This is a genomic window from Sphingomonas adhaesiva (assembly GCF_036946305.1).
GTDB classification, from domain to species: domain Bacteria; phylum Pseudomonadota; class Alphaproteobacteria; order Sphingomonadales; family Sphingomonadaceae; genus Sphingomonas; species Sphingomonas adhaesiva_B.
In genome coordinates, this window is sequence record NZ_JAQIJJ010000003.1 from 419826 (window position 1) to 442920 (window position 23095).

Annotated in this window: 21 protein-coding genes; 7 read left to right on the plus strand and 14 right to left on the minus strand. The window is 69.5% G+C overall.

What is annotated here, in order from left to right:
• Positions 1-62 precede the first annotated feature (62 nt).
• The 6 genes from PGN14_RS05520 to PGN14_RS05545 form a co-directional block, all read right to left on the minus strand.
• Positions 63-3407: a TonB-dependent receptor gene (locus PGN14_RS05520; protein ID WP_335298423.1), complete on the minus strand. Its 3345-nt coding sequence runs from the start codon at positions 3405-3407 to the stop codon at positions 63-65.
• Positions 3408-3606: 199 nt separating this feature from the next.
• A complete protein-coding gene (locus PGN14_RS05525; RefSeq protein WP_335298587.1) occupies positions 3607-4851 on the minus strand; it encodes a cytochrome P450 in 1245 nt (414 codons plus the stop codon).
• A 35-nt stretch (positions 4852-4886) separates the two neighbouring features.
• Entirely contained in the window at positions 4887-6152 is a 1266-nt protein-coding gene (locus PGN14_RS05530) for an ABC transporter permease (RefSeq protein WP_335298424.1), read from the minus strand.
• Positions 6153-6441: 289 nt separating this feature from the next.
• Positions 6442-7452 carry an ABC transporter ATP-binding protein gene (locus PGN14_RS05535; RefSeq protein ID WP_335298425.1) on the minus strand — a complete coding sequence of 337 codons (1011 nt, stop codon included), beginning with the start codon at positions 7450-7452 and terminating at the stop codon, positions 6442-6444.
• Positions 7449-7814: a hypothetical protein gene (locus PGN14_RS05540; RefSeq protein WP_335298426.1), complete on the minus strand. Its 366-nt coding sequence runs from the start codon at positions 7812-7814 to the stop codon at positions 7449-7451. The genes PGN14_RS05535 and PGN14_RS05540 overlap by 4 nt, the downstream gene beginning before the upstream one ends.
• Positions 7811-8479, minus strand: a complete 669-nt coding sequence (locus PGN14_RS05545) for an EI24 domain-containing protein (protein WP_335298589.1) — start codon at positions 8477-8479, stop codon at positions 7811-7813. Before PGN14_RS05545 ends, PGN14_RS05540 begins: the two co-directional genes overlap by 4 nt.
• A 218-nt stretch (positions 8480-8697) precedes the next feature.
• Between PGN14_RS05545 and PGN14_RS05550 the strand changes: the two genes are divergently transcribed.
• The 5 genes from PGN14_RS05550 to PGN14_RS05570 all read left to right on the plus strand — a co-directional run bounded on the left by PGN14_RS05550 (position 8698) and on the right by PGN14_RS05570 (position 13894).
• Positions 8698-9690 (plus strand): adenosine kinase, encoded by a 993-nt coding sequence (locus tag PGN14_RS05550; protein WP_335298427.1) that lies wholly within the window; start codon positions 8698-8700, stop codon positions 9688-9690.
• A 292-nt stretch (positions 9691-9982) separates the two neighbouring features.
• Positions 9983-12403: an ATP-dependent helicase HrpB gene (gene hrpB / locus PGN14_RS05555; protein ID WP_335298428.1), complete on the plus strand. Its 2421-nt coding sequence runs from the start codon at positions 9983-9985 to the stop codon at positions 12401-12403.
• Between the two features lie 149 nt (positions 12404-12552).
• Entirely contained in the window at positions 12553-12990 is a 438-nt protein-coding gene (locus PGN14_RS05560) for a copper chaperone PCu(A)C (RefSeq protein WP_335298429.1), read from the plus strand.
• Positions 12987-13448, plus strand: coding sequence for a vgr related protein (locus tag PGN14_RS05565; protein WP_335298430.1), 462 nt, complete (start codon positions 12987-12989; stop codon positions 13446-13448). The genes PGN14_RS05560 and PGN14_RS05565 overlap by 4 nt, the downstream gene beginning before the upstream one ends.
• The gene (locus tag PGN14_RS05570; protein ID WP_335298431.1) at positions 13445-13894 is read left to right on the plus strand and encodes a hotdog fold thioesterase; all 450 of its coding nucleotides are present in this window, start codon (positions 13445-13447) and stop codon (positions 13892-13894) included. Before PGN14_RS05565 ends, PGN14_RS05570 begins: the two co-directional genes overlap by 4 nt.
• A gap of 217 nt (positions 13895-14111) precedes the next feature.
• Here PGN14_RS05570 and gorA read toward each other — a convergent pair whose 3' ends face one another.
• Genes gorA through pgi form a run of 4 tightly spaced genes read right to left on the minus strand, consistent with a single transcriptional unit; the run spans position 14112 to position 17613 of the window.
• Positions 14112-15461, minus strand: a complete 1350-nt coding sequence (gene gorA / locus PGN14_RS05575) for a glutathione-disulfide reductase (protein ID WP_335298432.1) — start codon at positions 15459-15461, stop codon at positions 14112-14114.
• Positions 15462-15875: a type II toxin-antitoxin system VapC family toxin gene (vapC, locus tag PGN14_RS05580; protein ID WP_335298433.1), complete on the minus strand. Its 414-nt coding sequence runs from the start codon at positions 15873-15875 to the stop codon at positions 15462-15464. It lies immediately after the preceding gene.
• Positions 15872-16072 carry a type II toxin-antitoxin system VapB family antitoxin gene (locus PGN14_RS05585; protein ID WP_335298434.1) on the minus strand — a complete coding sequence of 67 codons (201 nt, stop codon included), beginning with the start codon at positions 16070-16072 and terminating at the stop codon, positions 15872-15874. The genes vapC and PGN14_RS05585 overlap by 4 nt, the downstream gene beginning before the upstream one ends.
• A gap of 50 nt (positions 16073-16122) precedes the next feature.
• The gene (gene pgi / locus PGN14_RS05590; RefSeq protein ID WP_335298435.1) at positions 16123-17613 is read right to left on the minus strand and encodes a glucose-6-phosphate isomerase; all 1491 of its coding nucleotides are present in this window, start codon (positions 17611-17613) and stop codon (positions 16123-16125) included.
• Positions 17614-17691: 78 nt separating this feature from the next.
• Between pgi and lepB the strand changes: the two genes are divergently transcribed.
• Positions 17692-18507 (plus strand): signal peptidase I, encoded by an 816-nt coding sequence (gene lepB, locus PGN14_RS05595; protein ID WP_335298436.1) that lies wholly within the window; start codon positions 17692-17694, stop codon positions 18505-18507.
• On the plus strand, positions 18504-19202 hold the full coding sequence (gene rnc / locus PGN14_RS05600) for a ribonuclease III (protein ID WP_335298591.1): 699 nt from the start codon (positions 18504-18506) through the stop codon (positions 19200-19202). The genes lepB and rnc overlap by 4 nt, the downstream gene beginning before the upstream one ends.
• 269 nt (positions 19203-19471) lie before the next feature.
• Here the strand turns inward: rnc and PGN14_RS05605 are convergent, their stop codons facing one another.
• The 4 genes from PGN14_RS05605 to PGN14_RS05620 form a co-directional block, all read right to left on the minus strand.
• Positions 19472-19870 (minus strand): hypothetical protein, encoded by a 399-nt coding sequence (locus PGN14_RS05605; protein WP_335298437.1) that lies wholly within the window; start codon positions 19868-19870, stop codon positions 19472-19474.
• A 36-nt stretch (positions 19871-19906) separates the two neighbouring features.
• Positions 19907-20683 (minus strand): SDR family oxidoreductase, encoded by a 777-nt coding sequence (locus PGN14_RS05610; protein ID WP_335298438.1) that lies wholly within the window; start codon positions 20681-20683, stop codon positions 19907-19909.
• 108 nt (positions 20684-20791) lie between these two features.
• The gene (locus PGN14_RS05615) at positions 20792-21979 is read right to left on the minus strand and encodes an acyl-CoA dehydrogenase family protein (RefSeq protein WP_335298439.1); all 1188 of its coding nucleotides are present in this window, start codon (positions 21977-21979) and stop codon (positions 20792-20794) included.
• Positions 21976-23025: an acyl-CoA dehydrogenase family protein gene (locus PGN14_RS05620; protein ID WP_335298440.1), complete on the minus strand. Its 1050-nt coding sequence runs from the start codon at positions 23023-23025 to the stop codon at positions 21976-21978. Before PGN14_RS05620 ends, PGN14_RS05615 begins: the two co-directional genes overlap by 4 nt.
• Between the last annotated feature and the right edge of the window lie 70 nt (positions 23026-23095).

The following is a 23095-nucleotide window of genomic DNA, read 5'->3' on the forward strand; positions in this document are numbered from 1 at the left end:
AGAAGGGCCGCCGTCCCGAGGGGGACGGCGGCCCGATGTGGCCCGACCGGGGCGCGCTCGGCTTAGAAGCTGAAGCGCGCGCCGATGCGGATCGTGTAGAGCGACGGCAACGCGTAAACCGTGTCGGTCGGCGTCGCATTCGGCAACGAGTAACGATATTGCGCACACGGCTGGGCCGTGCTGGTCGGCGACGTCCCGGTCGTGCCCGTCGGCGTGGCCGCGGTCAGGCAGGTCACGCGTGCCGCCACCGCGGTGTACGGAAACGCATATTCACGCACCTGGCCCCAGTTCTTGTTCAAAAAATTGGTGAAATTCTCGACATCCGCGAAGATCTGGATGCGGGAATTGCCAACGAAGGTCGGGATTTCCTGGGCAAGGTGCAGGTCGATGCGGGTGAACCACTTCGAATTGAAGGCATTCCGCGGCGCGATCGAGCCCCGGTACTTCGCAAGGCCCGAAGACTGGAAGAATGCATCCAGCGTCTGCGCGGTCGCGGCGCTGTCATACGACACGCGCGGATCGTCGATGCCGGTCGGCACGTAGATCAGGTAGCGCGACGAGGATCCAGTGGTGCCGAAGATGGTGCTGCGGCCGCTGGACGTATCCTGCATCGTGTAGCTGTACGGACGCCCGATCCGGGTTTCGCCGAACAGCGACAGCGTCGTCTTGTAGTCGCCGACGAAGGCGTGGTCGAACGTCAGGTCATACTTGAAGTTGTGGCGGACCTGATCGTTCGAGATGCCATACGCTGCGCCATTTGCATCCTCGAAGGCGCCGTTGGCATAGTTCGAGCCAGCGGTCGACGAGGTAGCCGGCGCCTGATCCTTGATGTTCTGGTAGGTGTAGCTGAAGCCGGCGAACAGCCCGAAATCGAATGACTTGTTCACGCGAGCCACCGCGACATAGCTGCGACCACGCGAGGTGTTGGTCAGCAGGATGTCGTTGAGCGAGTCGTTGAACGTCGTCAGCGAACTGTAGCGGATGCGACCATCGGGCGTGCGCGATGCCGTCGGCACCGAACGGATGTCGGTGAAGAACACTTGGTCGCGCACCTTGGACCAGAAGAAATCGCCGCCGAAGGTCCAGCCCCCACCCAGCACTTCGGGCGTGAAGTCAACCGACAACGTGCCGCGCCACTGCGACGGCAGCTTGAAGTTCGAGGCGACCGCGTTGGTCGCCGCCGCCTGCACGCCGCCGGCAAGATAGGCGTTCGCCGACGCCGGAATGGTCGCACCGTTGACGTTGGTGAGCACCGTGCGCGGATCGAAGTTCGTCGGGAAGGTCTGATTGCCGACATAGCTGCCGTCGTTCAGCTGACGGATGTCAACGGTGTTCGACAGGATGCCGGTGTTGGAGAAGCTGTTCGACGTGTACACGTCGGGCGCACCACCGCCGAAGATGCCGATGCCGCCGCGCACGCTCACTTCGCGCGCCGCCTTCCAGTCGAAGCCGAAGCGCGGCTGGAACAGTCCGCGGCCCGACAGGAACTCGGCGTTCGTGAAGCCGTAGCGACCGATGAACGCCGGGTTCAACGACGGACGGCTCTTGCTGCCATACAGGTCGTACCGCATCCCGTAAGCGAAGTTCAGGGTCGGGGTAATGGCCCAGACGTCCTGCACGCCGAAGGCGTACTGCCAGTATTTGAACGCCGCCGACGCCAGATCGGGGTTCGGGACGGGGGTCGCGTTGGTGTAGCCGAAGCGCTGCGCGTTGCCCGCCGCGAAGTCGGCGATCGAGTCGAAATAATAGGTGCCGGACGTGCCGCCACGCGGGTTCGAGTTGCTCAGGAAGGCGTTGAAGACGTCGACATGCTGCACGTCGGTGAAGATGCGCAGATCGTGGCCCTCACGCGTCAGACGCGCTTGGAACGCGCCACCCCAGGTTTCGGTGCGCAGCGCGTTCGTCTGACGCGACACGTCCGGGCCGAAGGCGACAGTGGCGTAATTGGGGTTGCAGGTGACCGATGCGCTGGCCCCCGCCGCGCCCGGCGCGCCGCGGTCCGACGTCGGCGCGGTGCAGACGCGGAACTCGGCGAAACCGCGACCCTCAAGCGGATCCTGAATTCGGGTGTACTTCTTGTAGAAACCGCGCGCTTCCGTCGAGAAATCGTCCGACCATTGCGAGTTCAACTGCACCACGCCGACGTGCAGCTTGTTGCCCGACACGTAGGCGTTGGACGCGAGACCCAGGCTCTGCGAGCCCGGCGTCGTCACCGTGTTGTTGGTGAAGATGATCGAGTCGGACGAATAGGAATAGGTCGCCGCCAGCCGCTGCGTATCGGACAGATTGGCATCCAGGCGTGCGACCAGGCGATCGTCCTTGTCCTGGTTGCTGTTGACCACGCCGCCGGTGCTGTAGCCATAGCGCGACTGCGCGATCTGACTGACCTGATTGACCTGTGCCTGCGTCAGGCTGGAAATGCTGTTGCCGGCATTGTTGTCGACCGGACCTTCCGCGATCGGGCGCGGCGCGCGGACGCGTTCGCCGGCGACCATGAAGAACAGCTTGTCCTTGATGAGCGGCCCCGACAGTTCGGCGCCGTAATTCTCATACTTGTACTTCGGCGTCGCGATATAGTCGGTGGCGCGGCCCGGCCCTGCCTTGGTGGTATCGCCGCTGAGTCCGTCCGACGAGCGCGAGTAGAAGCCGGTACCGTGAAAGTCGTTGGTGCCCGACTTCAGGATGACGTTGATCACGCCGCCCTGGAAGTTGCCTTCGCGCACGTCATAGGGCGCGACCTTGGTCTGGAACTGGCCGATCGCGTCGAGCGGGATCGGGGAACGACGGCTCGGCAACCCGTCCGGGTTGAGGCCGAAATTGTCGGTGATCGGCACGCCGTCGACGGTGAAGCGGTTGAAGCGGGCGTTCTGGCCCGCGAAGCTGACCGCGCGGCCGTTGCCGGTCTGCTCGTCGAGGCGCGCGAACGGATCGCGGCGCATAAGGTCGCGAATGTCGCGGTTCACCGATGCGATCGTCGCGATCTTGGCGGCGCCCAGCACGTTGGCCGGACCCTGGCTGACCGTGCGCGCGCTGGAGATCGAGGAAGCGGTGACGACGATGTCGGTGTCGCCACCCTCGGCAGCCAGCTCGACCGGCAGGTCGAACGCCTGCGACACGATCGTGTTGATGTCGGTGACCGTCGTATCGGCATAGCCAGCGGCACGGACCGTCACCGAATAGGGGCCACCCGGCCGCAGACCGGTGGCGACGAAGCTGCCGCTCGCGTCGGTCGTCAGCGTCGAGCGCGTGCCCGACGGAACGTTCAGGACTTCCACCGTCGCCCCCGCGACCGGCGCGCCGGCGCTCGTCACGGTGCCGCGGATCGTCGACGTCGTCTCCTGCGCCATGGCGCTCACCGGTGCGATGAGCGCGATCGCGGCCGCGCCCATGAAGAGGTTGTTTCGCATGAATTTTGTCCCTTTGAGCCCTGGCCCGTGGCGTGCGGCTTTGCGCCGTCACCTGCGCCACTGCCTCGCGATTATGTCACTCCGGTGACATGCGCGAGTCGATTCGTTCGGGACTGCAATGCAACGCTGCTGCGTTGCAAAAATGCGACAGGGCGGGTGTCCTTCCCGCCCTGTCGAACCTCATGACGTCAACCGGTTATCAGTAGCGTTCGATCTCGACCGGCAGATGCTTGTAGCCATGGACGAAACACGCCGGCACCCGCTCCGGCGCGCCGGTCACGTTCACGCGCATCCGCCGCTTCGCCATTTCCTCCAGCAGGATCGACACCTGCAGCTCCGCCAGCCGCGCGCCGACGCAGCGGTGGATGCCGTGGCCGAACGCCAGGTGGCGGCGCGCATTGGGGCGGTCGACCTGATAATCGTCGGCATTGGGGCCGAACACGCTCTCGTCGCGATTGGCGGAAATGTACCACATCACCAGTTTGTCGCCCTCGGCGATGTGCTGCCCGGCCAGCTCGGTATCGCGCAGCGCGGTGCGGGCCATATGCGCCAGCGGCGTCTGCCAGCGGATGATCTCGCTCACCGCATTGGGGATCAGCGCGGTGTCCGCCTCCAGCTTCGCACGCTCCTGCGGGAATTTGTCGAGCGCATAGACCAGTCCCGACATCGTGTTGCGCGTCGTGTCGTTGCCGCCGACGATCAGCAGGATGAGGTTCCCCATGAACTCGTTATGGTCCATGTGGCTCATCGCGTCGGAATGGATCATCATCGAGATGAGGTCGGGGGTCGGTGCCGACTGCGCCTTGGCGGCCCAGATCTTCTGGAAATAGGCGCCGCATTCGTAGATCTTCTCCAGCCGCTGCTGGCGCAGATCCTCGTTCTTCGCGATCTCGATATCGCCCATCCAGTCGGACCACATGGTCAGCTTCGCGCGGTCGTGCCACGGGAAGTCGAACAGGATCGCCAGCATCTGCGTCGTCAGCTCGATCGACACCCGCTCGACCCAGTCGAAGCCGTTGTTCCACGGCAGCCCGTCGAGGATCTCGCCGGAGCGCTGGCGGATGTCCTGCGACAGCCGCACCATCTCGCTGGGCGTGAAGGCGGGGGCGACGGTGCGGCGCTGCGCGGTGTGGATCGGGCGGTCGCGGCCGATGAACATCGGCATCCTGACCTCGTCATTCGCGATCCGCGAGATGGTGAAGCCGTTCGCCTCAGACGAATAGAGGTCGGGCAGCGATTCGACCTCGACGATCGGCTTGTAGGTGCTGAGCGACCAATAGGGGCCGAAATCGGAATGCTCCACCTTGTGGACCGGCGCCTCGGCGCGCAGCTGGCGGAACGGTTCGTGCCAGGTGTCGTCGCGGTACAGCTCCGCCCGGCTCATGTCGAACGGATCGACCGGAGCGGCTACGTCCCCCGACACATCTTTCGCCAGAGTCGCCATCATTCCTCTCCCACTTATCGGTTGCGAGAGAAAACCTAACTGACATCCGTGTCAATGGTCTTGCGGCGAATGGTAAAGAACCGTCGCCCGATCCTGCTTCGCCACGCCGGGCGCGCGCTGCCCGACTGGAGCACCCCGCGGCGAAAGGCGCGCGCGCCGGTGACGATGAACAGCGACACCCACAGCAGCTGCCACGCCAGCGCCGCGACATGCGGCCACACCTCCGGCGAGGAAGCGGCGCGCCCCGCCATCGCGAACGGCGAGGAGAGCGGGAACAGTTCCGCCGCCAGCGCCAGCGGGGTGCCGGGGTTCGCCACCGCGGCGGAGGCGAGCGCGAACATCGCCACCTGCAACACGGTGATCGGCAGCGACAGCATCTGGATCTCGCGCATCGTCGATGCCTGCGCGCCGACGCCTAGGAAGACCGAGCCGAGCAGCAGATAGGCGGTGGTGAAATAGGCGCCGAACAGCATCACGAACCCCGCCTTGCCGACCGCAGGCGCCAGCGCCGCGAGGTCCGCGCCCATGTCGCCGGGCAGCAGCGCGCCGACCTGCGTCACCACCACGCCCCAGAAGGCGACGAACAGCAAGGCGACCCCGAACATGCCCAGCAGCTTGCCCAGGAACACGCTCTCCAGCGGCACCGCGGCGGCCAGCACCTCGATCACCTTGTTGTTGCGCTCCTCCGCCATCGTGCCGACGACCTGGCCGGACAGGAACAGGGTCAGGAAGAAGATGCCGAACACCGCGAAGAACCCCGATGCGCCGCGTGCCTGTGGCGAGGGCGCGGCGCGGGCGACGCGTTCCAGCACCGCCTCGCCGGGGACGGGCGCGCGCAGCGCCAGCGCCGCATCGCGCGCGGCGGCGGCGAGGTAGCGCGCCGCATCGCCATCGCCCGCATCGTGGAGGATGACGGGGCGGTCGAGCGATCCGCGCAGCACCGCCGCGACATCGACATGCGGGTTGGTCAGCGCGCGCCGCGCCTGCGCCTCCGGGTCTCCCTCGGGCGGGCGCAGCTGAAGCGACGGTGGCCGGTGGTCGCCGCCCAGCAGCGGGCGCAGCCGCGCATCGGCGGCGGCGAGCGCGCGCGCCTCGCCCGGCGGCAGGATCGCGACGATCCGCTCGGCCTGCGCATTCCCCTTGGTGGCATTGATCGCGCCGAGCGCACCGAGCGAGCTGAACGACACCATGATCAGCGGCGCGAACAGGAACAGCAGGAAGACGGGGGTGAACACCGTCGCGATGAAGTCGCGACGCGCGATCGTCAGCGTCTGGCGGATCTGGCGGTGCAGCCGGGTCATGCGCGCATCGCCGCCGTGTTCCGGCGAACGCCGGAACCCAGGGTCAAGCAGGACGACGCGGAGTATGCGCGGAACCTAGGATCATGCAGAACCGCGTTTGATGGGACCCGCAACCCTGGGCTCCTGCCTGCGCAGGAGCACGGTGGAGACATACGCGACGATCTTGCCCCCGGCCGCGCCTCGCCCGTCACCCCGGGCTTGACCCGGGGTCCAGGGTGCCGCGGATGCTGCGGTCTCAGCGTTTGCGGCGCGCTGGATGCCGGATCAAGTCCGGCATGACGATGGAGCGTCATCTCCCCTCTCCCGTCACCCCGGGCCCGACCCGGGGTCCCGCTTCTTCTCCGGCCGCCGGCACCAGGCGGGACCCTTCACGTCCGGGGTGGCGGTCATCGGAGGCCGCCTCGCCCACGATCCGCACGAACGCTTCGTGCAACCCGGGCCGCTCGATCGACAGCCCCGAAATCCCGTGCCCCGCATCGATCAGCCGCGTCAGCAACCCCTCGACCCCTTCCGCCGGCAGCTGGAAGCGCCAGCCGTCGCCCTCCGCCTGCGCATCCGGCGGCAGCAGCGCGGCGATCGCCGCGTCGGGGTGGTGCGGCACGTAATGCACCTGCTGCGGCAGGTGGCCGCGCGCCTCGTCCACCGTGCCCTCGAACCGCCGCCGCCCGCCGGCGATGATCGCCAGCCGGTCGCACAAGCGCTGCGCATGCGCCATGACATGGGTGGAGAACAGGATCGTCGCCCCGCGGTCGCGCTCGGCCAGAATCAGCGCCTCCAGCCGCTCCTGATTGACCGGATCCAGCCCGGAAAACGGCTCGTCCAGCACCAGCAGGTCGGGGCGATGCACCACCGATCCCAGCAGCTGGACCAGCTGCGCCATCCCCTTGGACAGCTTGCGGATCTTCTGGTCGGCGGCATGCGCCAGCCCGGCCGCTTCCAGCAGCTCGCCCGCCCGCGCCCGCCCGGTGCGCCAGTCCAGCCCGCGCAGCGCGGCCATGAAGGCGATCGCCTCGCGCGCCTTCATCGCCGGATACAGCCCGCGCTCCTCGGGCAGATAGCCGACGCGGTCGCTGGCGTCGCGCGGATGGTCCGCGCCCAGCAGCGTGCGCGTGCCTTCGTCCGGCTCGATGATCCCCAGCATCATGCGCAGCGTCGTCGTCTTCCCCGCGCCATTGGGGCCGAGCACGCCATAGATCGCGCCCGTCGGCACGCTGAGGTCGACGCCGTCGACGACGCGCCGCGTGCCGTAGCGCTTGACCAGCCCGGCGGCCTCGACCGCCAGGGTTTGGGGGTGTGTCACTTGCCCCCGGTCCGCCGCGACAGCGCCGCGACGCAGCTCGCGCGATCGATCGCGCTGCCGTCGCGCTGGCGCGTGTCGACCCAGGTCACGCGCGGCTCCGCGCCCGTCTTCGCGGGATAGAGATAGGCGTCCATGATGCAGATCGCGCTGGAGAATTGCAGCTTCCTCGCGGTCCCCTCGCGCACATCGGCGTCGGGCGTGCCGAAGCCGCGGACCAGCGCGGCGGCATCCTGCCCCATCACCGTCTGCAACCCCGCCTGCGGGATCGGCGCCAGCACCGGGCGCGCCGTCTGCGTGCCCGCGGTGTCGGTGGCGCACGCCGCCAGCGGGGCGAGCAGCAGGAAAGCGGCAACAGGCTTCATCGGCGGGTCCCGTGGAAAAGGTGCGTCGCCATCGCCGCGCCCAATATGGGGGCGAGGATGTTGACCAGCGGAACCACGAACAGCGCGGTCCCCGCAAGCCCCAGCGCGAAGCGCCGCCCCGCGGTCGCCGCACGCCAGCCCCGCATCGCCGCGGCATCCATGTGCCGCGCCGCCACCATATCCCCCAGGTCGCGCCCCAGCAGCCAGGCGTTGGCGGTGGAAAAGGCGATCGGCGTCCCCACGCTGGTCGGCAGCAGCAGCAGGTAGAGCGGCGCCAGCGCGACGTTGACCGCCACGAACCGTCCCGCCGACGCCAGCCCCATCGCGACGCCGCGGTGGAACGGGACCGCGCGCGCGGTCGCAAGCGCATCGGGATAATGCCGCCGCTCCACCGCGGCGACGATCGTGTCGGCGAACAGCCCCACCACCAGCATCGCGACCGCGCGGAACAGCAGCCATCCGGCCAGCACCGTCGCCAGCGTCGCGGCGATCCCCGCCAGCGTCCCGTGCCACGTCCACCCGGCGAGCGCCGCGTCGATCCCCCACCACAGCGCGGTGCCCAGCGCGACGAACAGCGCGAGCGTGATCGCCAGCGACGCCGCCAGCACGCGCAGCACCGGCGGATCGCCAAGCTGGCCGAGCGACAGGAGAAAGGCGCGGATCATGCCCGCACAGCGATGCGGCCGCCACGACGGTTGCGCAAGCCTCACGCGCACTTTACCCGCTGCCCGATCATCCCCAGCCGTTCGTGCTGAGGAGGCATTGAGCCTGTCGAAATGCCGTCTCGAAGCACATGCGTGGCGCGTGCCCTTCGAGACGAGGCTTCGACAGGCTCAGCCTCTCCTCAGGGCGAACGGATGTTGTTCTTTCGAAAGGCCTACCGTTGACCGAACCCCGTTACGACGTCGTCGCCATCGGCAATGCCATCGTCGACATCCTGTCCCCCGCCGAGGACGCCTTCGTCGCCGACAACGGCATGACCAAGGGCGCGATGGCGCTGGTCTTCTCGCCGGAGGAGGCCGACGCGCTCTATGCAAAGATGGGGCCGGGGCAGGAGGTGTCGGGCGGCTCCGCGGCGAACACGATCGCGGGGATGGCGGTGCTGGGCAGCCCGTGCGCCTTCATCGGCCAGGTCGCCGACGACCAGCTGGGCGAGGTCTTCGCGCACGACATCCGCGCCGCGGGCATCCGCTTCGACACGCCCGCGCGCGCCGGGGCGCCGACGACCGGGCGTTGCCTGATCTTCGTGACGCCGGACGGCCAGCGCACGATGAACACCTTCCTGGGCGCGTCGCACTACCTCCCCGCCGAGGCGCTCGACGCCACGCTGATCGAGGACGCGCGCTATCTCTATCTGGAGGGCTATCTGTGGGATCCGGAGGAGCCGCGCGCCGCGATGCGCGCCGCGATCGACATCGCGCGCGCCGCGGGGCGCAAGGTCGCCTTCACGCTGTCCGCCGAATTCGTGATCGACCGCCACCGCGCCGCCTTCCACGAACTGATCGATGGCGGATTGATCGACGTGCTGTTCGCCAACGAGGCGGAGATCGTCTCGCTGACCGAGGCGGCGGACGTCGAGGCGGCGATCGCCGCGGTCAAGGACAAGGTGCCGCTGGTGGTGGTGACGCTCAGCGAGCGCGGCGCCTGCGCGATCGCGGGCGGGGAGCGCGTGACGGTGCCCGCGCAGCCGATCGACAAGGTGGTCGACACCACGGGCGCGGGCGACCTGTTCGCCGCCGGCTTCCTCCACGGTCAGGCGCGCGGCAAGTCGCTGGAGGCATCGCTGACGCTGGGCGCGATCTGCGCCGCGGAGGTGATCCAGCATTTCGGCGCGCGCCCGATCGTGGATCTGAAGGCCATCACCGCGCACGTCTGATCCCTGTTCCCCGGCCTTCGCCGGGGAACGACCTACCTCCCGTCATGCCGGGCTCGTCCCGGCATCCAGGGTTCTACGCGTCTCACCGCCGTTGGACGCGCGGAACCCTGGACCCCGGAACGAGTCCGGGGTGACGGGTCGGATAGCGCCGCCGTGCTCCTGCGAACGCAGGAGCCCAGGGTTATCCGCGCCAACAGGCGTCATTCTGCTCGATCCTGGGTTCCGGCGTTCGCCGGAACACGGCGGCGGTTGCCGATTTCGTCTTCCCCACCGACCGCGCTAGGGCCGCTCCATGACCCTCCCGATCCACGCCGTCCTCCCCGACCTGCTCGCCGCCCTGCGCGCGCGGTCGGCGGCGGTGCTGGTGGCGCCGCCGGGCGCGGGCAAGACCACCGCGGTCGCGCCCGCGCTGCTCGCCGAACCATGGTGCACCGGCGAGATCCTCGTCACCTCGCCCCGCCGCCTCGCCGCGCGCGCTGCCGCCGAGCGGATGGCCGCGCTCGCCGACGAAGCCGTCGGTCGCGCCTTCGGCTATGCCACCCGGCTCGATACGAAACGCTCCGCCGCCACCCGCGTCACGGTGGTGACGGAGGGCATCCTGACCGCGCGGTTGCAGGACGATCCCGAACTGGCCGGCGTGTCCGCGATCCTGTTCGACGAGGTCCACGAACGCAGCCTCGACGGCGATTTCGGCCTCGCGCTCGCGCTCGATGCGCAGGCCGCGCTGCGCCCCGACCTGCGCGTCGTCGCCATGTCCGCGACACTCGACGGCGCGCGTTTCGCCGCGCTGATGGGGGACGCCCCGGTGGTCGAGAGCGAAGGCCGCAGCCATCCGCTCGACCTGCGTCACATCGGCCGCGCCGCCGAGGCGCGCATCGAGGACAGCATGGCCGCCGCGATCCGCCGCGCGCTGGCGGAGGCGGAGGGCGGATTGCTCGCCTTCCTGCCCGGCGTCGCCGAGATCGAGCGCACCGCGGAGCGCGTCGGCGACCTCGCCGGCGTCCGCCTCCACCGCCTCCACGGCAGCCTCGACCCCGCCGCGCAGCGCGCCGCGATCCGCCCCGAGCCGGACGGCGCGCGCAAATTGGTGCTCGCCACCTCGATCGCGGAGACCAGCCTGACGCTCGACGGCATCCGCATCGTCGTGGACAGCGGCCTTGCGCGCCGCCCGCGCTACGACCGCGCCGCGGGCATGACGCGGCTGGTGACCGAACGCGAGAGCCAGGCCGCCGCGACCCAGCGTGCCGGTCGCGCCGCGCGGCAGGGGCCGGGGGTGGCCTATCGTCTGTGGGAGGAGGCGGCGACCGCGGGGATGCCGCGCTTCGACCCGCCCGAGATGCTGGAGGCGGACCTCTCCGCTTTGCTGCTCGCCACCGCGATCTGGGGCGTGGCCGATCCGCGCGACCTGGCGTGGCTCGACCCGCCGCCGGAGGCCGCGGTGGCGGAGGCGCGCGCGCGGCTCGCCACGCTCGGCGCGCTCGACGCCGATGGCCGCCCCACCGCGCACGGCCGCGCGATGGCGGCGCTGCCGATGGCGCCGCACCTCGCGCACATGCTGTTGCTCGCCCCCGACAAGCGGCTCGCCGCCGAGGTGGCGGTGCTGTTGCAGGAACGCGGGCTGGGCGGCAGCGATGCCGATCTCGACCTGCGCTGGCGGCGCTGGCGCGGCGATCGTTCGCCGAAGGCGGAGAGCGCGCGCGGCCTCGCGCGCCGCTGGGCCGGCATGGTGCGCGGTGGGGGCGGGGAGGGCAGCATTGCCGCGTGCATTGCGCTCGCCTTCCCCGATCGTGTCGCGAAGCGCCGCGACGCGAGCGGCGAGCGCTGGGCCTCGGCGGGCGGGCGCGGCTTCCGCCTCGACGCCACCTCGCCGCTGGCACGCGCCGACTGGCTCGCGGTCGCTGAGACGCAGGGGATGGCCGCGGGTGCGCGCATCCTCTCCGCCGCCGCGATCGACGCGGCGGAGGTGGAGGCGATGGTCGCCGACCGCCTCGAAACCCGCCGCACCGCCGCGTTCGACGCCGCGACCGGCGCGGTCCAACCGCTGCGCGAACGCCGCCTCGGCGCGATCCGCCTGTCGAGCGGCCCCGACACCGCCGCCGACCCCGCGACGATCGCCACCGCGCTGGTGGAGGGAGTGCGCACGCATGGCATCGCGCTGCTGCCCTGGTCCGACGCCGCGACCGCGCTGCGCGCCCGCGCGGCTTATGCCGGCGTCGCGCTCGACGATGCGACGCTGCTCGACCGGCTCGACGACTGGCTGCCTGCGCTGGTCGAGGGGCGCCGCCGGCTCGATGCGATCGCGCCCGGCGCACTGGTCGATGCGCTGCGGAATCTCGCCGGCTGGGACGCGATGCGGCAGGTCGACCGGCTTGCCCCCGCCTCCTTCACCAGCCCGGCCGGCTCGACCCATGCGATCGATTATGGCGCGGAGGCCGGGCCGACCGTGGAGCTGCGTGTGCAGGCGCTGTTCGGCCTCGACACGCATCCGGTGGTGGGGGAGGGGCGCGTGCCGCTGGTCCTGTCGCTCACCAGCCCCGCGGGCCGCCCGATCCAGACCACGCGCGACCTGCCCGGCTTCTGGCGCGGCAGCTGGGTCGCGGTGGCAAAGGAAATGCGCGGCCGCTACCCGCGACACCCGTGGCCCGACGACCCCGCCAGCGCGGCGGCAACGCTGCGCACGAAGAATGCGGATGCGCGGCGGCGGTCCGACTGATCCTCGTCACCCCGGCCTTGAGCCGGGGTCCCGCTGCTTCCTTCATGCGGTGGCGAAGAAAGCGGGATCCCGGATCACGTCCGGGATGACGAGTGGTTGCAGGCAGCCGTGGCGCTCCCTAATCGGAGCGGAAACGAAGGGGAGAGACGATGCACCGCTCGATCATCATCGCCGCCATGCTGATCGCGGGGTGTTCGCAGGCACCCGCGCGCCCCACCGTCACCGACGCCTGGGTCCGCCTCGCCGCCGTCCCCGGCCGCCCGGCCGCGGCCTATGCCACGCTCCACGGCGGCGCGGCCGCGGCGCAGCTGGTGCAGATCGGCGCGCCCGGCGTCGCGCGTGTCGAGCTGCACGAAAGCCGCATGACGGGCAATGGCATGATGGCGATGGACGCGGTCGCCGCGCTCCCGGTCCCCGCGGGCGGTACCGCGACGCTGGCGCCGGGCGGCTATCACGCGATGATGTTCGGCGTTCCCGCCACGGTAACGCCCGGCGCCACGCTGCCGCTCACCTTCCGCTTCGCCGACGGCCATGCGGTGGAGGCGCCCGCGCGGGTGATCGGCGCGGGCGAGGCCGCGCCGCATTGACCGCGCGCCCGCTCACCGATGGCGAGGTCGCGCTGGCGCGATCGATCTACGGCGATGCGATCGATTATGCGCCGGTCACGATCGTGCGGCGCAAATGGGCCTTCTTCCAGCCCGCGAACGTGGTCATGGCGCCGCGCGGGCACATCCATTTCCATCCCAAAGGCACGCTGTGGCGCGACGATTTCGCCGCCGCCCCGCTCGATGCGCAGGGGCTGTTCATCCACGAGATGTGCCACATTTGGCAGCATCAGCGCGGCATCTGCCTGCCGCTCGCGCGCCATCCCTTCTGCCGCTACCATTATGGCGTCCGGCCCGGTTGGCCGCTGAAACGCTACGGGATCGAGCAGCAGGCGGAGATCGTCCGCCACGCCTTCCTGCTGCGCCGTGGCGCAACGGTGCCCGGCGCGCCGCCGCTGTCGAGCTACGACACCATCCTGCCCTTCGGAGGAACATCATGACGATCTGGCACGCCGGCACGGCGGATCTCGCGGCGATGACCCGCACCGGCGAGGGTTCGATGGCGGGCTTCCTCGGCATCGAGTTCGTCGCGGCCGGCGACGACTGGGTCACTGCGCGGATGCCGGTGAACGAGCGGACGAAGCAGCCCTATGGCCGGCTCCACGGCGGCGCCTCGGTCGCGCTGGCGGAGACGGTGGCCTCGGTCGCCGCCGCGATGACGGTCGACCCGGCCGTGTCGGCGGCGGTGGGGATGGAGATCAACGCCAACCACATCCGCCCCGCCGGCGACGGCTTCGTCTATGCCACCGCGCGATCGGAGGCGCGCGGGCGGACCAGCCAGGTGTGGTCGATCCGGATCGAGGACGAGGAGGGGCGGCTGGTCTGCCTCGCCCGGATGACCGCCGCGGTGATCCCGACCGGGCGGGGCGGGGTGGCGGCGGGTTGAAAGCAACGTCACCCCGGGCTTGACCCGGGGTCCATGTCACCGCGACCGCACCGGTGTCAGCGTTCGCGGAACCATGGATGCCGGATCAAGTCCGGCATGACGTAATAGGTCGGGCAGCCCAGCAAGCACGTCACCCCGGCCTTGAGCCGGGGTCCCGCTTCTTCTGCGGCGTCGGAGAGAAAGCGGGACCCCGGGTCAAGCCCGGGGTGACGGCGCCTTATTTCAGCAACACCAGCTCCTCCGCCATCGTCGGGTGCAGCGCCACCGTCGCGTCGAACTGCGCCTTGGTCAGCCCCGCCTTCACCGCCACCGCGGCGGTCTGGATGATCTCCGGCACGTCCGGGCCGATCATGTGGATGCCGACGACGCGGTCGGTCTCCCCGTCGCACACCATCTTGTACAGCGCACGCTCGTCGCGGCCCGCCAGCACGTTCTTCATCGGGCGGAAATCGCTGGAATAGACCTTGACCGACCCCAGCTTCTGCCGCGCCTCCGCCTCGGTCATGCCGACGCCCGCGAGCGGCGGGTGGCTGAACACCGCGGAGGGCACGCAGTCGTAATCGACCGTCGCGCCGCCCTTGCCGAACAGATTGTCCGCGAACGCCTGACCCTCGCGGATCGCCACCGGGGTCAGCTGGATGCGGTTGGTCACGTCGCCCACGGCGTAGATCGAGGGGCAGGTGGTGCGGTTGTCGCCGTCCACCTTCACCGCGCCCACGTCGTCCAGCTCGACGCCGGCCGTCTCCAGCCCCAGCCCGCGCGTGTTCGGCTTACGGCCGGTGGCGAACATCACCATGTCGACGATCGCGGGTTCGTGATTGGCCATGTTCACCTTCAGGCAGCCGTCCTCCAGCTTCTCGATGCCCTCGAACGTCGCATCGAAGCGGAATTCCAGCCCCTTCATCATGCTGATCTGGAGCAGCCGGTCGCGGATCTGCAGGTCGTAGCCGCGCAGGATCTCCTTGGTCCGGTTCATCAGGATGACGTGCGCGCCCAATTGGTGGAACACGCCCGCGAACTCGTTGGCGATATAGCCCGCACCCGCGATCAGGATGCGCTTCGGGATCGCCTCCAGATGGAACGCCTCGTTGGAGGTGATGCCATGTTCATGCCCCGGGCATTCCGGCACCGCGGGGTGTGCGCCGACCGCGAGCAGGATCGTCTTCGCGGTCTTCTTGCTGCCGTCCGCCAGCGTCACCTCGTTCGGGCCGGAGACGGTGGCGCGCTGGTGGATGATCTCCGCGCCGTTCGACTCCAGCGTGGTGGTGTACGCCTGGTTGATCCGGTCCACCTCCTTCAGCACATTGTCGCGCAGCCGCGGCCAGTGGAAGTTGCAATCGTCGGGCACGTCCCAGCCGAAGTGGCGCGCATCGCGCAGGTCCTCGGCGAAATGCGCGCCATAGACCAGCAGCTTCTTGGGCACGCACCCGCGAATGACGCAGGTGCCCCCGACGCGATATTCCTCCGCCACCGCGACGCGCGCGCCATGCGCCGCCGACACGCGCGCCGCGCGCGTGCCGCCGGAACCGGCGCCGATGACGAACAGGTCGTAGTCGAACTCGGGCATTCAGGTCACTCCGGGCAGGTCCATCGCCGACCGGAGGCCGAGATGCTGGACGAACGGGTCGAAATCGCGGTCGCTGTACAACAGCGGGATGCGATCGAGGATGCAGCGCGTGGCGATCAGCGTGTCGATCGTCTTGCGAATGGTGATGCCGAGGGCACGCAACGTGCGGTAGTTGATGGCGGCTTGAAGCGCGACCGCATCGTCGACGATCGTCAATGGTGCCGCCAGCGACAGGATTTGGCGTGCCCGATCGAAAGCCGCGTCGCTCGTAAAGCCTTGCAGCACTTCCGTCAGGATCAAGTCACCGATCGCGACACGCCGTTTTCTAAGCAGATACTCCAAGGCCGTAGTACTCGGCGAGGAACGGCTGCGAAATAGATCGATCCATACACTCGAGTCGACGAGAACGATCATTCCGCGGGAATGTACTTGCTCGTCCGCATGTCGTCCAAGTCGCCTTCCCAGCCTATGCCACGCAACGACAGGATCGCTTCCTGCTGGTTGATTGCGATCATCCGGCGCAACGCTTCCTCGATTGCCTCGCTACGGGTCCGCTTTCCGCTGGACCGGACCGCAAGGGCGAGAAGCTGGTCGTCGAGGTTGAGGGTCATCCGCATGTGTATGGCTCCGCAGAGCCATACACATAAGCGTCCCGCGCCTCCTACGCCAGACCGGCGCGCGCGATCAGGTCGGTGGTGGAGGGGTCGAAGTCGCCGCCGCCCTTGGCCGCGGCCTTCGCCATTTCCTTGCCCAGCTCGACGCCGAACTGGTCGAACGAATTGATCCCCAGCAGTACGCCGTTCACGAACGTCCGATGCTCGTAGAAAGCGATCAGCGCGCCCAATGTGCGCGCATCCAGCCGGTCGAGCAGCAGCGTCGACGACGGGCGGTCGCCGGGATAGCTGCGCGCGGGATCGTCGACCTGCTTGCCCTTCATCAGCGCCGCACCCTGCGCGAACGCGTTCAGCAGCAACTGGCGGTGATGCTCCGCGGGCAGCGTGTCGCCCGGCTCGATCACCGCCAGGAACTCGACCGGGATCAGGTGCGTGCCCTGGTGGAGCAACTGGAACACCGCATGCTGCGCATCGGTGCCGACCCCGCCCCAGGTGATCGGCGCGGTCGGGCGCCCGACCGGCTGGCCGTCCGCGGTCACCCCCTTGCCGTTCGATTCCATCTCCAGCTGCTGGAGATAGCTCGGCAGCAGCCGCAGCCGCTCGTCATAGGCGAACGGCGCGCGCGTCTCGCATCCGCGGACCTGCGTATAATAGAGGTCCGCGAACGCCGCGAGCGCGGGCGCATTCTCGTGCAGCGCGGACAGGCGGAAGTGGCGGTCCATCTCGGCCGCGCCCTCCAGCAGCTCCTGGAACTGCTCCCACCCCAGCTTGATCGCGGCGGGGAAGCCGATCGACGACCACAGCGAATAGCGCCCGCCGACGCCTTCGGAGAAGGGCAGCACGCGCGTCTCGTCGACGCCCCATTCGATCGCCTTGTCCGGCGCGGCGGTGATCGCGATCACGCGGCCATAGGGATCCTCGACGCCCGCACCGCTCATCCACGCGATGACGCTCTCGGCGTTCATCATCGTCTCGGTGGTGGTGAAGGTCTTGGACGCGACCGCCAGCAGCGTGGTCGCGGGGTCGAACCGCTCGAACACATCCTCCAGCGCCATGCCGTCGACGTTGGAGACGATCGCCACGTCATAACGGTCGCTGTCGCGCCCCAGCGCATCGACCAGCAGGTGCGGCCCCAGCGCGGAGCCGCCGATGCCGACGTGCAGGACGTGGCGCACCGGGCCGAACGCATCCGCCTCGATCGCGTCGATCACCGCACGCATGCGGGCATGATAGGAGGCGGCGCGCGATACGCTCTCCGCCTTGCCCTCACCGCGCTCGGCGGTGTGCTCGACCGGGCGATCCTCGGTCACGTTGACATGTTGCCCGCCGAACATCGCCTCGCGCTTGCCGGCAAGGTCGACCTGCTTCGCCAGCGCCTCGAACGCGGTCACCGCGTCGGGGGTCAGGTGCGTCTTCGACCAGTCGAAATGGATACCGGCGACATCCAGCGACAGCCGGCGCAACCGCTCCGGGTCGCTCGCGAACAGCGCCTCCAGACGCTCGGTGGGAAGTGCCTCGATCTCAGACCAGTCCGCCATGTCCGACTTCCTTTTCGCTTCGTGCGCGGGCGCCCAAGGCGCTTGACGCGCTCGCGCCGTTAGGCGACGCGGGGCGACATGGCCACCCCTGCTGCGACCGGCAAGCCCGCGCGTTCGGAAACGAGCGAATCGATCCGCTTCCTCCTGAAGCTGGCGCTGTTCGTCTTCATCCTGCGCAGCTTCATCTTCGCGCCCTTCTCGATCCCGTCGGAATCGATGCTGCCGCGTCTCCTGATCGGCGACTATCTGTTCGTGTCGAAATGGAATTACGGCTATTCGCGCTGGTCGCTGCCGTGGGGGCTGCCGCTGATCCCAGGGCGCCTCTTCGGGCGCGATCCGACGCGCGGCGACACCGTCGTGTTCCGCTCGATGGGGCCGGACGATCACGACGTCATCAAGCGCGTGATCGGCCTGCCCGGCGACACGGTGCAGATGCGCAATGGCCAGTTGTTCCTGAACGACCGCGCGATCCCCAAGGACCGCGTCGCCGATTTCATCGTGCCGATCACCCCCAATTTCCCGGCGGAGAAGTGCGGTACCGCGTTCCAGGACGTCGACGCCACCGGCGCCGCGATCTGCCGCTATCCGCGCTTCCGCGAGACGCTGCCCAATGGCCGCAGCTACGAGGTGCTGGACCAGGAGAATATTCCGCGCGCCGACGATACCGACGTCTATCGCGTCCCCGCCGGCACCGTCTTCCTGATGGGCGACAATCGCGACGACAGCGCCGACAGCCGCTTCGCCCCGCCGGAGGGGATGGGCTATATCCCGATGGAGCGGATCGAGGGCAAGGCGCTGCTCACCTTCTGGTCGACCGATGGGTCGGCCGAGTGGCTGAAGCCGTGGACCTGGGTGTCCGCCGCGCGCTTCCACCGCATCGGGCAAGGCTTCTGACCGCCGCGCTGGAGGACTGGATCGAACAGTCGTTCGGGACACGCCCGGACGACACGACGCTGTTCGTCCGCGCGCTGACCCATTCCAGCCATGATGACGACAGCTACGAGCGGCTGGAATTCCTGGGCGACCGCGTGCTGGGCCTCGTCATGGCCGAATGGCTGTCGGAAACCTTTCCCGACGATCCCGAGGGCGCGCTGTCGAAGCGGTTCAACGCGCTGGTGACCGGCGCCGTGTGCGCCGCCGTCGCGCGCTCGATCGGTGCGGAGGCGCGGGTGCGGCTGGGCAAGCAGGCGCAGAACGACGGCGCGCAGCACGGCGACAATGTGCTGGGCGACGTGATGGAGGCGCTGCTCGGCGCGCTCTATCGCACCGCGGGCCTCGACGCCGCGCGCGCCGCGGTGCGCCGGCTGTGGGCCGACCGCATCCATGCCGGCGACCGCGCGCCGCAGCATCCCAAGTCCGCGTTGCAGGAATGGGCCGCCGCCAACCGCCGCGCCGTCCCCGCCTATGCGTTGGTCGAACGCTCCGGCCCCGGCCACGCCCCGCGCTTCACGGTAAAGGTCAGCGTCGGCAAGGACGAGGTCGCCGCGGAGGGCGCCAGCAAGCAGGAAGCGGAAACCGCCGCCGCGACGGCCTTGCTCGCGACGCTGGAGGCGCAGGCGAGGCCGAGGAAGAAACGGAGACGGGGGTAGGGGCGACCCGCCCTCGCATGGGACGCAACCGGCGCGCCGCGTGTCACCGTGCTCCTGCGCAGGCAGGAGCCCAGGGTTATGATCCGCAACGCCCGTCGTCCTGCGCTACCCTGGGTTCCGGCGTTCGCCGGAACACGGCGTGGCCGCGACGGTGTCACGCTCGTTCGCCGAGGTGTCTGCAAGCCCGGTATGTCGCCACGCCTCCAGCCGAAGGTACGGATCCATAGCTGCCTCGACGCATCCCCCGCCACGGGGATGGCGACCGCGGATCAGGCGTCCGCCACCGCGTCCTTCCCCCATGATGCGGACTGTTCCGCCAGCCATGCTTCCGCCTCGGCCCTGTCGAGGAACACGCGGTTGTGCTTCGTCTTCAGCAGGCGTTCGGCCTGGAATTTGCTCAATTGCGAGGCGACGACGATCGCGGTCGGGCCGGACTTCGCCTCCAGCCCGCGCGCACGGATGCGTTCGAACCGCTCCGACACCTCGGCCGACTGGATCGGAAAGTCGCGCGAGTCGCTCAGCGTCGCAAAGGTGCCATACCGTTCCGAGATCATGGTCGACGTCGTGTGCAGCTCCTTGGCAAAGCGCGCCATGGTCTCCATCGTCCAGAAGCCGGTCAGCTTCAGGTGCAGCACGCGTTGCGCGGGGTCGAAGACGATCTCGAACATCCCGCGCGATCTAGCACATGCGTCTTAACAACCACCTCACGCGGTCGCGAACGCCGCCTTCAGACGCCTGCGCATCTGCCCGGGCATGAAGCGGCTGGCGAAGCGCACCTTCTTTCCCGCCTTGCCGACGATATAGTCGCGCTCGCGCCCGTGCACCGCCTGCCAGATGACGTCGGCCGCTTCCTCGACGGTATAGACCTCCTGCCCGGACGTGGCGTCGCGCAGGGTGCGGTTGGTCCCCGCCGACCCCGAATCGAGGATCGGCGTCTCGACGAACCACGGCATCACACAGGCGACGCCGACGCCGTGGCGCGTGAACTCCGCGTCCAGCGCCTCCGACAGCCCGCGCACCGCGAACTTGGTCGCGGAATAGACCGCCAGCCCCGGCGATCCGAACAGCCCGGCGCAGGATGCCACGTTGACCAGCCGCGCACCGCCGATCGCCTTCAGGTGCGGCAGCGCGGCATAGGCGCCGTTGATCACGCCCTTCACGTTGATGTCGACCTGAAGGTCGGATTCCTCCGGCGACACTTCCTCGAACATGCCGAACCGCGCGATCCCGGCATTGTTGAGCAGCACGTCGAGCCGCCCCGCCGCCGCCACGAACCCGCCCAGCGCGTCGGCCCATTGCGCGCGATCGCGCACGTCGAGTGGCGCGGTGAACACCCCCAGCTCATCCGCGACGCGCGCCATCCCGGCGCGGTCGATGTCGCCGATGCCGATCCGCCACCCCTCGCGATGGAACCGTCGCACCGCGGCCAGCCCGATCCCGGACGCGCCCCCGGTGATGAAGATGCTGCGCTGCTGTGCCACAAATCCTCTCCTCCGTCGTCACCCGGGCCTTGAGCCGGGGTCCCGCTTTTCACCCACGTCGCCAAGGAAGCGGGACCCCGGATCACGTCCGGGGTGACGCGTCCCGGTCTATCCCGCCCGCACCTCGCGGAACGGCACGGTGCGATCCACCTCCGGCTCGCGCGGCAGGCCCAGCACGCGTTCGCCGATGATGTTGCGCTGGATCTGATCGGTGCCGCCCCCGATCGAGGTGAAATAGGCGTTGAGCGTCAGGAAATTGGCGTCCTCCGCCCGCGGATGGTCCGCGCCCTCCAGCAGGCTCTCCGCGCCCAGCAGGAGCGTGCGCACGCGCGCCTCCTCGTGCAGGATGCGGCTCATCGCCAGCTTGCCCAGCGACATGATCGACGACGACGTGCCCTGCGCCAGCTCCGCCTTGGCGCGCCGGGTGTTCAGCTTGTTGAGCACGCGCCACGCGATCGCCTGCGCCACCTCCTGCCGCACGAGCGGGTCGTCCAGCTTTCCCGCCTCGCGTGCCAGCCCCAGCAGCGACAAATCGCCCTTCGGCCCGCCGGCGCCGGATCGCGGCCCGCGCGCATTGTCCCCCATCACCGACCGTTCATAGGCCAGCGCGGTCTGGAGCACGCCCCAGCCGCCGTTGAGCGGCCCCAGCAGATTGGCCTCCGGCACGAAGGCCTCGGTAATGAACACCTCGTTGAAATGCGCCTCGTCGGTGATCTGGCGCAGCGGGCGCACCTCGACCCCGTCCTGCTTCATCGGCAGGAAGAAGAAGCTGATCCCGCGATGCTTGGGCACGTCCCAGTCGGTGCGCGCGATCAGCATGCCGTAATCGGCCACCGCCGCGCCCGAGGTCCACACCTTCTGCCCGGTGACGCGCCAGCCGCCCTCGACGCGGTCGGCACGCGTGCGGATCGCGGCAAGGTCTGACCCCGCGCCCGGCTCCGAATAGAGCAGGCACATGCCGACCTCGCCCGCCAGCAGCTGGGGCACGATCTCCCGCTTGAACGCCTCGGTCGCGTGCGCCAGCGCGGTGTTCGCCCACAGGTTGCTGCGGTCCTGCCCCGCGCCCGGCGCCCCGGCCGCGGCGAAGGCGCGCTCGACGATCTTGGCCTGTTCGTTCGACAGGTCGCGCCCGTACCAGTCGCGCGACCAGCGCGGCACCGCCCAGCCCGCATCGCGCACCTGCGCCAGCCACGCGGATCGCGGATCGCGGCCGAAGCTCTCGTGATGCGCGGGCAGCCCCTGCCAGTGCGCGGCGAGCCACGCCTCGACCTCGCTGCGTACCCCCTCGTCGGTCATGCCACAGCCTCCAGCGCGGTCAGGTAGCGGTCGCGCCACAGCGGAGGCGCGCCGAACAGCTGCGCCGCCGAACGCGCGCGCCGCAGGTACAGATGCGCCGGATGCGCCCAGGTGAAGGCGATCCCGCCGTGCATCTGGATCGCATCCTTGGTGCAGCGCACCGCCGCATCGGCGCAGGCGAAGGCGGCCAGCGCCACCGCCGCGTCCTTCTCCGCGCTGCCCGCCGCGAGTTGCTCGGCCGCATCGCGTGCCGCGCTGGTCGCGCTCTCGCTTTCCAGCAGCAGGTCAGCCGCCATATGCTTCACCGCCTGGAAACTACCGATCGCGCGCCCGAACTGGTGGCGCTCGGCGGCGTACCCGACCGTCATCTCCAGCACGCGCCGCGCGATGCCCGCCTGTTCCCCGGCCAGCGCCACGATGGCGAGATCGCGCATGGCGCGCACCGCCGCCGCATCGCCGACGCGCCGCACCGCGCCGTCGAAGGTCACGTCCGCCATCCGTCGCGTGCGGTCGAACACCGGCAGCACCGTCACCTGCGGCGTGTGCAGCGGCAGGAACACCCCCTCGTCGGTCGCGATCAGGATCGTGTCGGCGATCGCGGCATCGGTGACGAACCGCGCCGTACCGCTCGCCCGATCGCCGGAGACGGTGACATCGCCACGCCCGGTCCAATCGTCCGAGCCTGAGAACGCGACCGTCGCGATGCGCGACCCGTCCGCGATCCCCGCCAGCAGGTCCGTCGCGTCGCTGTCGGCCAGCGCTGCCGCCGCGATCACGCACGACAGCAGCGGGGCGGGGAGCAGCGCCGCGCCGACCTCCTCCATCACCAGCCCCAGCTCGACCGCGCCCAACCCCGCGCCGCCCTGCGCCGTGGCGATCATGAGGCCCGGCACTCCCATCTCCGCCAGCGCACGCCACAGGTCGGGGTCGTGCCCCGTCTCGCCGTCCATGATCCGCCGCACGTCACCTTCGGTGCAGCGATCCGCGAGCAGACGGCGGACGGAGTCGACCAACGCGCCGCGATCCTCGTGGGTCAGCCCCGTCATCGCCGCACTCACTTCGTCACCCCGGACTTGTTCCGGGGTCCAGGGTTCCACGCACCAAAGGCCCACGATG

What these genes read in the sequence shown, in the direction of transcription:
- PGN14_RS05520 (WP_335298423.1), bottom strand. Translation starts at nt 3,407, where the DNA reads ATGCGAAACAACCTCTTCATGGGCGCGGCCGCGATCGCGCTCATCGCA.
- PGN14_RS05525 (WP_335298587.1), bottom strand. Translation starts at nt 4,851, where the DNA reads ATGGCGACTCTGGCGAAAGATGTGTCGGGGGACGTAGCCGCTCCGGTC.
- PGN14_RS05530 (WP_335298424.1), bottom strand. Translation starts at nt 6,152, where the DNA reads ATGACCCGGCTGCACCGCCAGATCCGCCAGACGCTGACGATCGCGCGT.
- PGN14_RS05540 (WP_335298426.1), bottom strand. Translation starts at nt 7,814, where the DNA reads ATGAAGCCTGTTGCCGCTTTCCTGCTGCTCGCCCCGCTGGCGGCGTGC.
- PGN14_RS05545 (WP_335298589.1), bottom strand. Translation starts at nt 8,479, where the DNA reads ATGATCCGCGCCTTTCTCCTGTCGCTCGGCCAGCTTGGCGATCCGCCG.
- hrpB (WP_335298428.1), top strand. Translation starts at nt 9,983, where the DNA reads ATGACCCTCCCGATCCACGCCGTCCTCCCCGACCTGCTCGCCGCCCTG.
- PGN14_RS05560 (WP_335298429.1), top strand. Translation starts at nt 12,553, where the DNA reads ATGCACCGCTCGATCATCATCGCCGCCATGCTGATCGCGGGGTGTTCG.
- PGN14_RS05570 (WP_335298431.1), top strand. Translation starts at nt 13,445, where the DNA reads ATGACGATCTGGCACGCCGGCACGGCGGATCTCGCGGCGATGACCCGC.
- gorA (WP_335298432.1), bottom strand. Translation starts at nt 15,461, where the DNA reads ATGCCCGAGTTCGACTACGACCTGTTCGTCATCGGCGCCGGTTCCGGC.
- vapC (WP_335298433.1), bottom strand. Translation starts at nt 15,875, where the DNA reads ATGATCGTTCTCGTCGACTCGAGTGTATGGATCGATCTATTTCGCAGC.
- PGN14_RS05585 (WP_335298434.1), bottom strand. Translation starts at nt 16,072, where the DNA reads ATGACCCTCAACCTCGACGACCAGCTTCTCGCCCTTGCGGTCCGGTCC.
- pgi (WP_335298435.1), bottom strand. Translation starts at nt 17,613, where the DNA reads ATGGCGGACTGGTCTGAGATCGAGGCACTTCCCACCGAGCGTCTGGAG.
- lepB (WP_335298436.1), top strand. Translation starts at nt 17,692, where the DNA reads ATGGCCACCCCTGCTGCGACCGGCAAGCCCGCGCGTTCGGAAACGAGC.
- PGN14_RS05605 (WP_335298437.1), bottom strand. Translation starts at nt 19,870, where the DNA reads ATGTTCGAGATCGTCTTCGACCCCGCGCAACGCGTGCTGCACCTGAAG.
- PGN14_RS05615 (WP_335298439.1), bottom strand. Translation starts at nt 21,979, where the DNA reads ATGACCGACGAGGGGGTACGCAGCGAGGTCGAGGCGTGGCTCGCCGCG.
- PGN14_RS05620 (WP_335298440.1), bottom strand. Translation starts at nt 23,025, where the DNA reads ATGACGGGGCTGACCCACGAGGATCGCGGCGCGTTGGTCGACTCCGTC.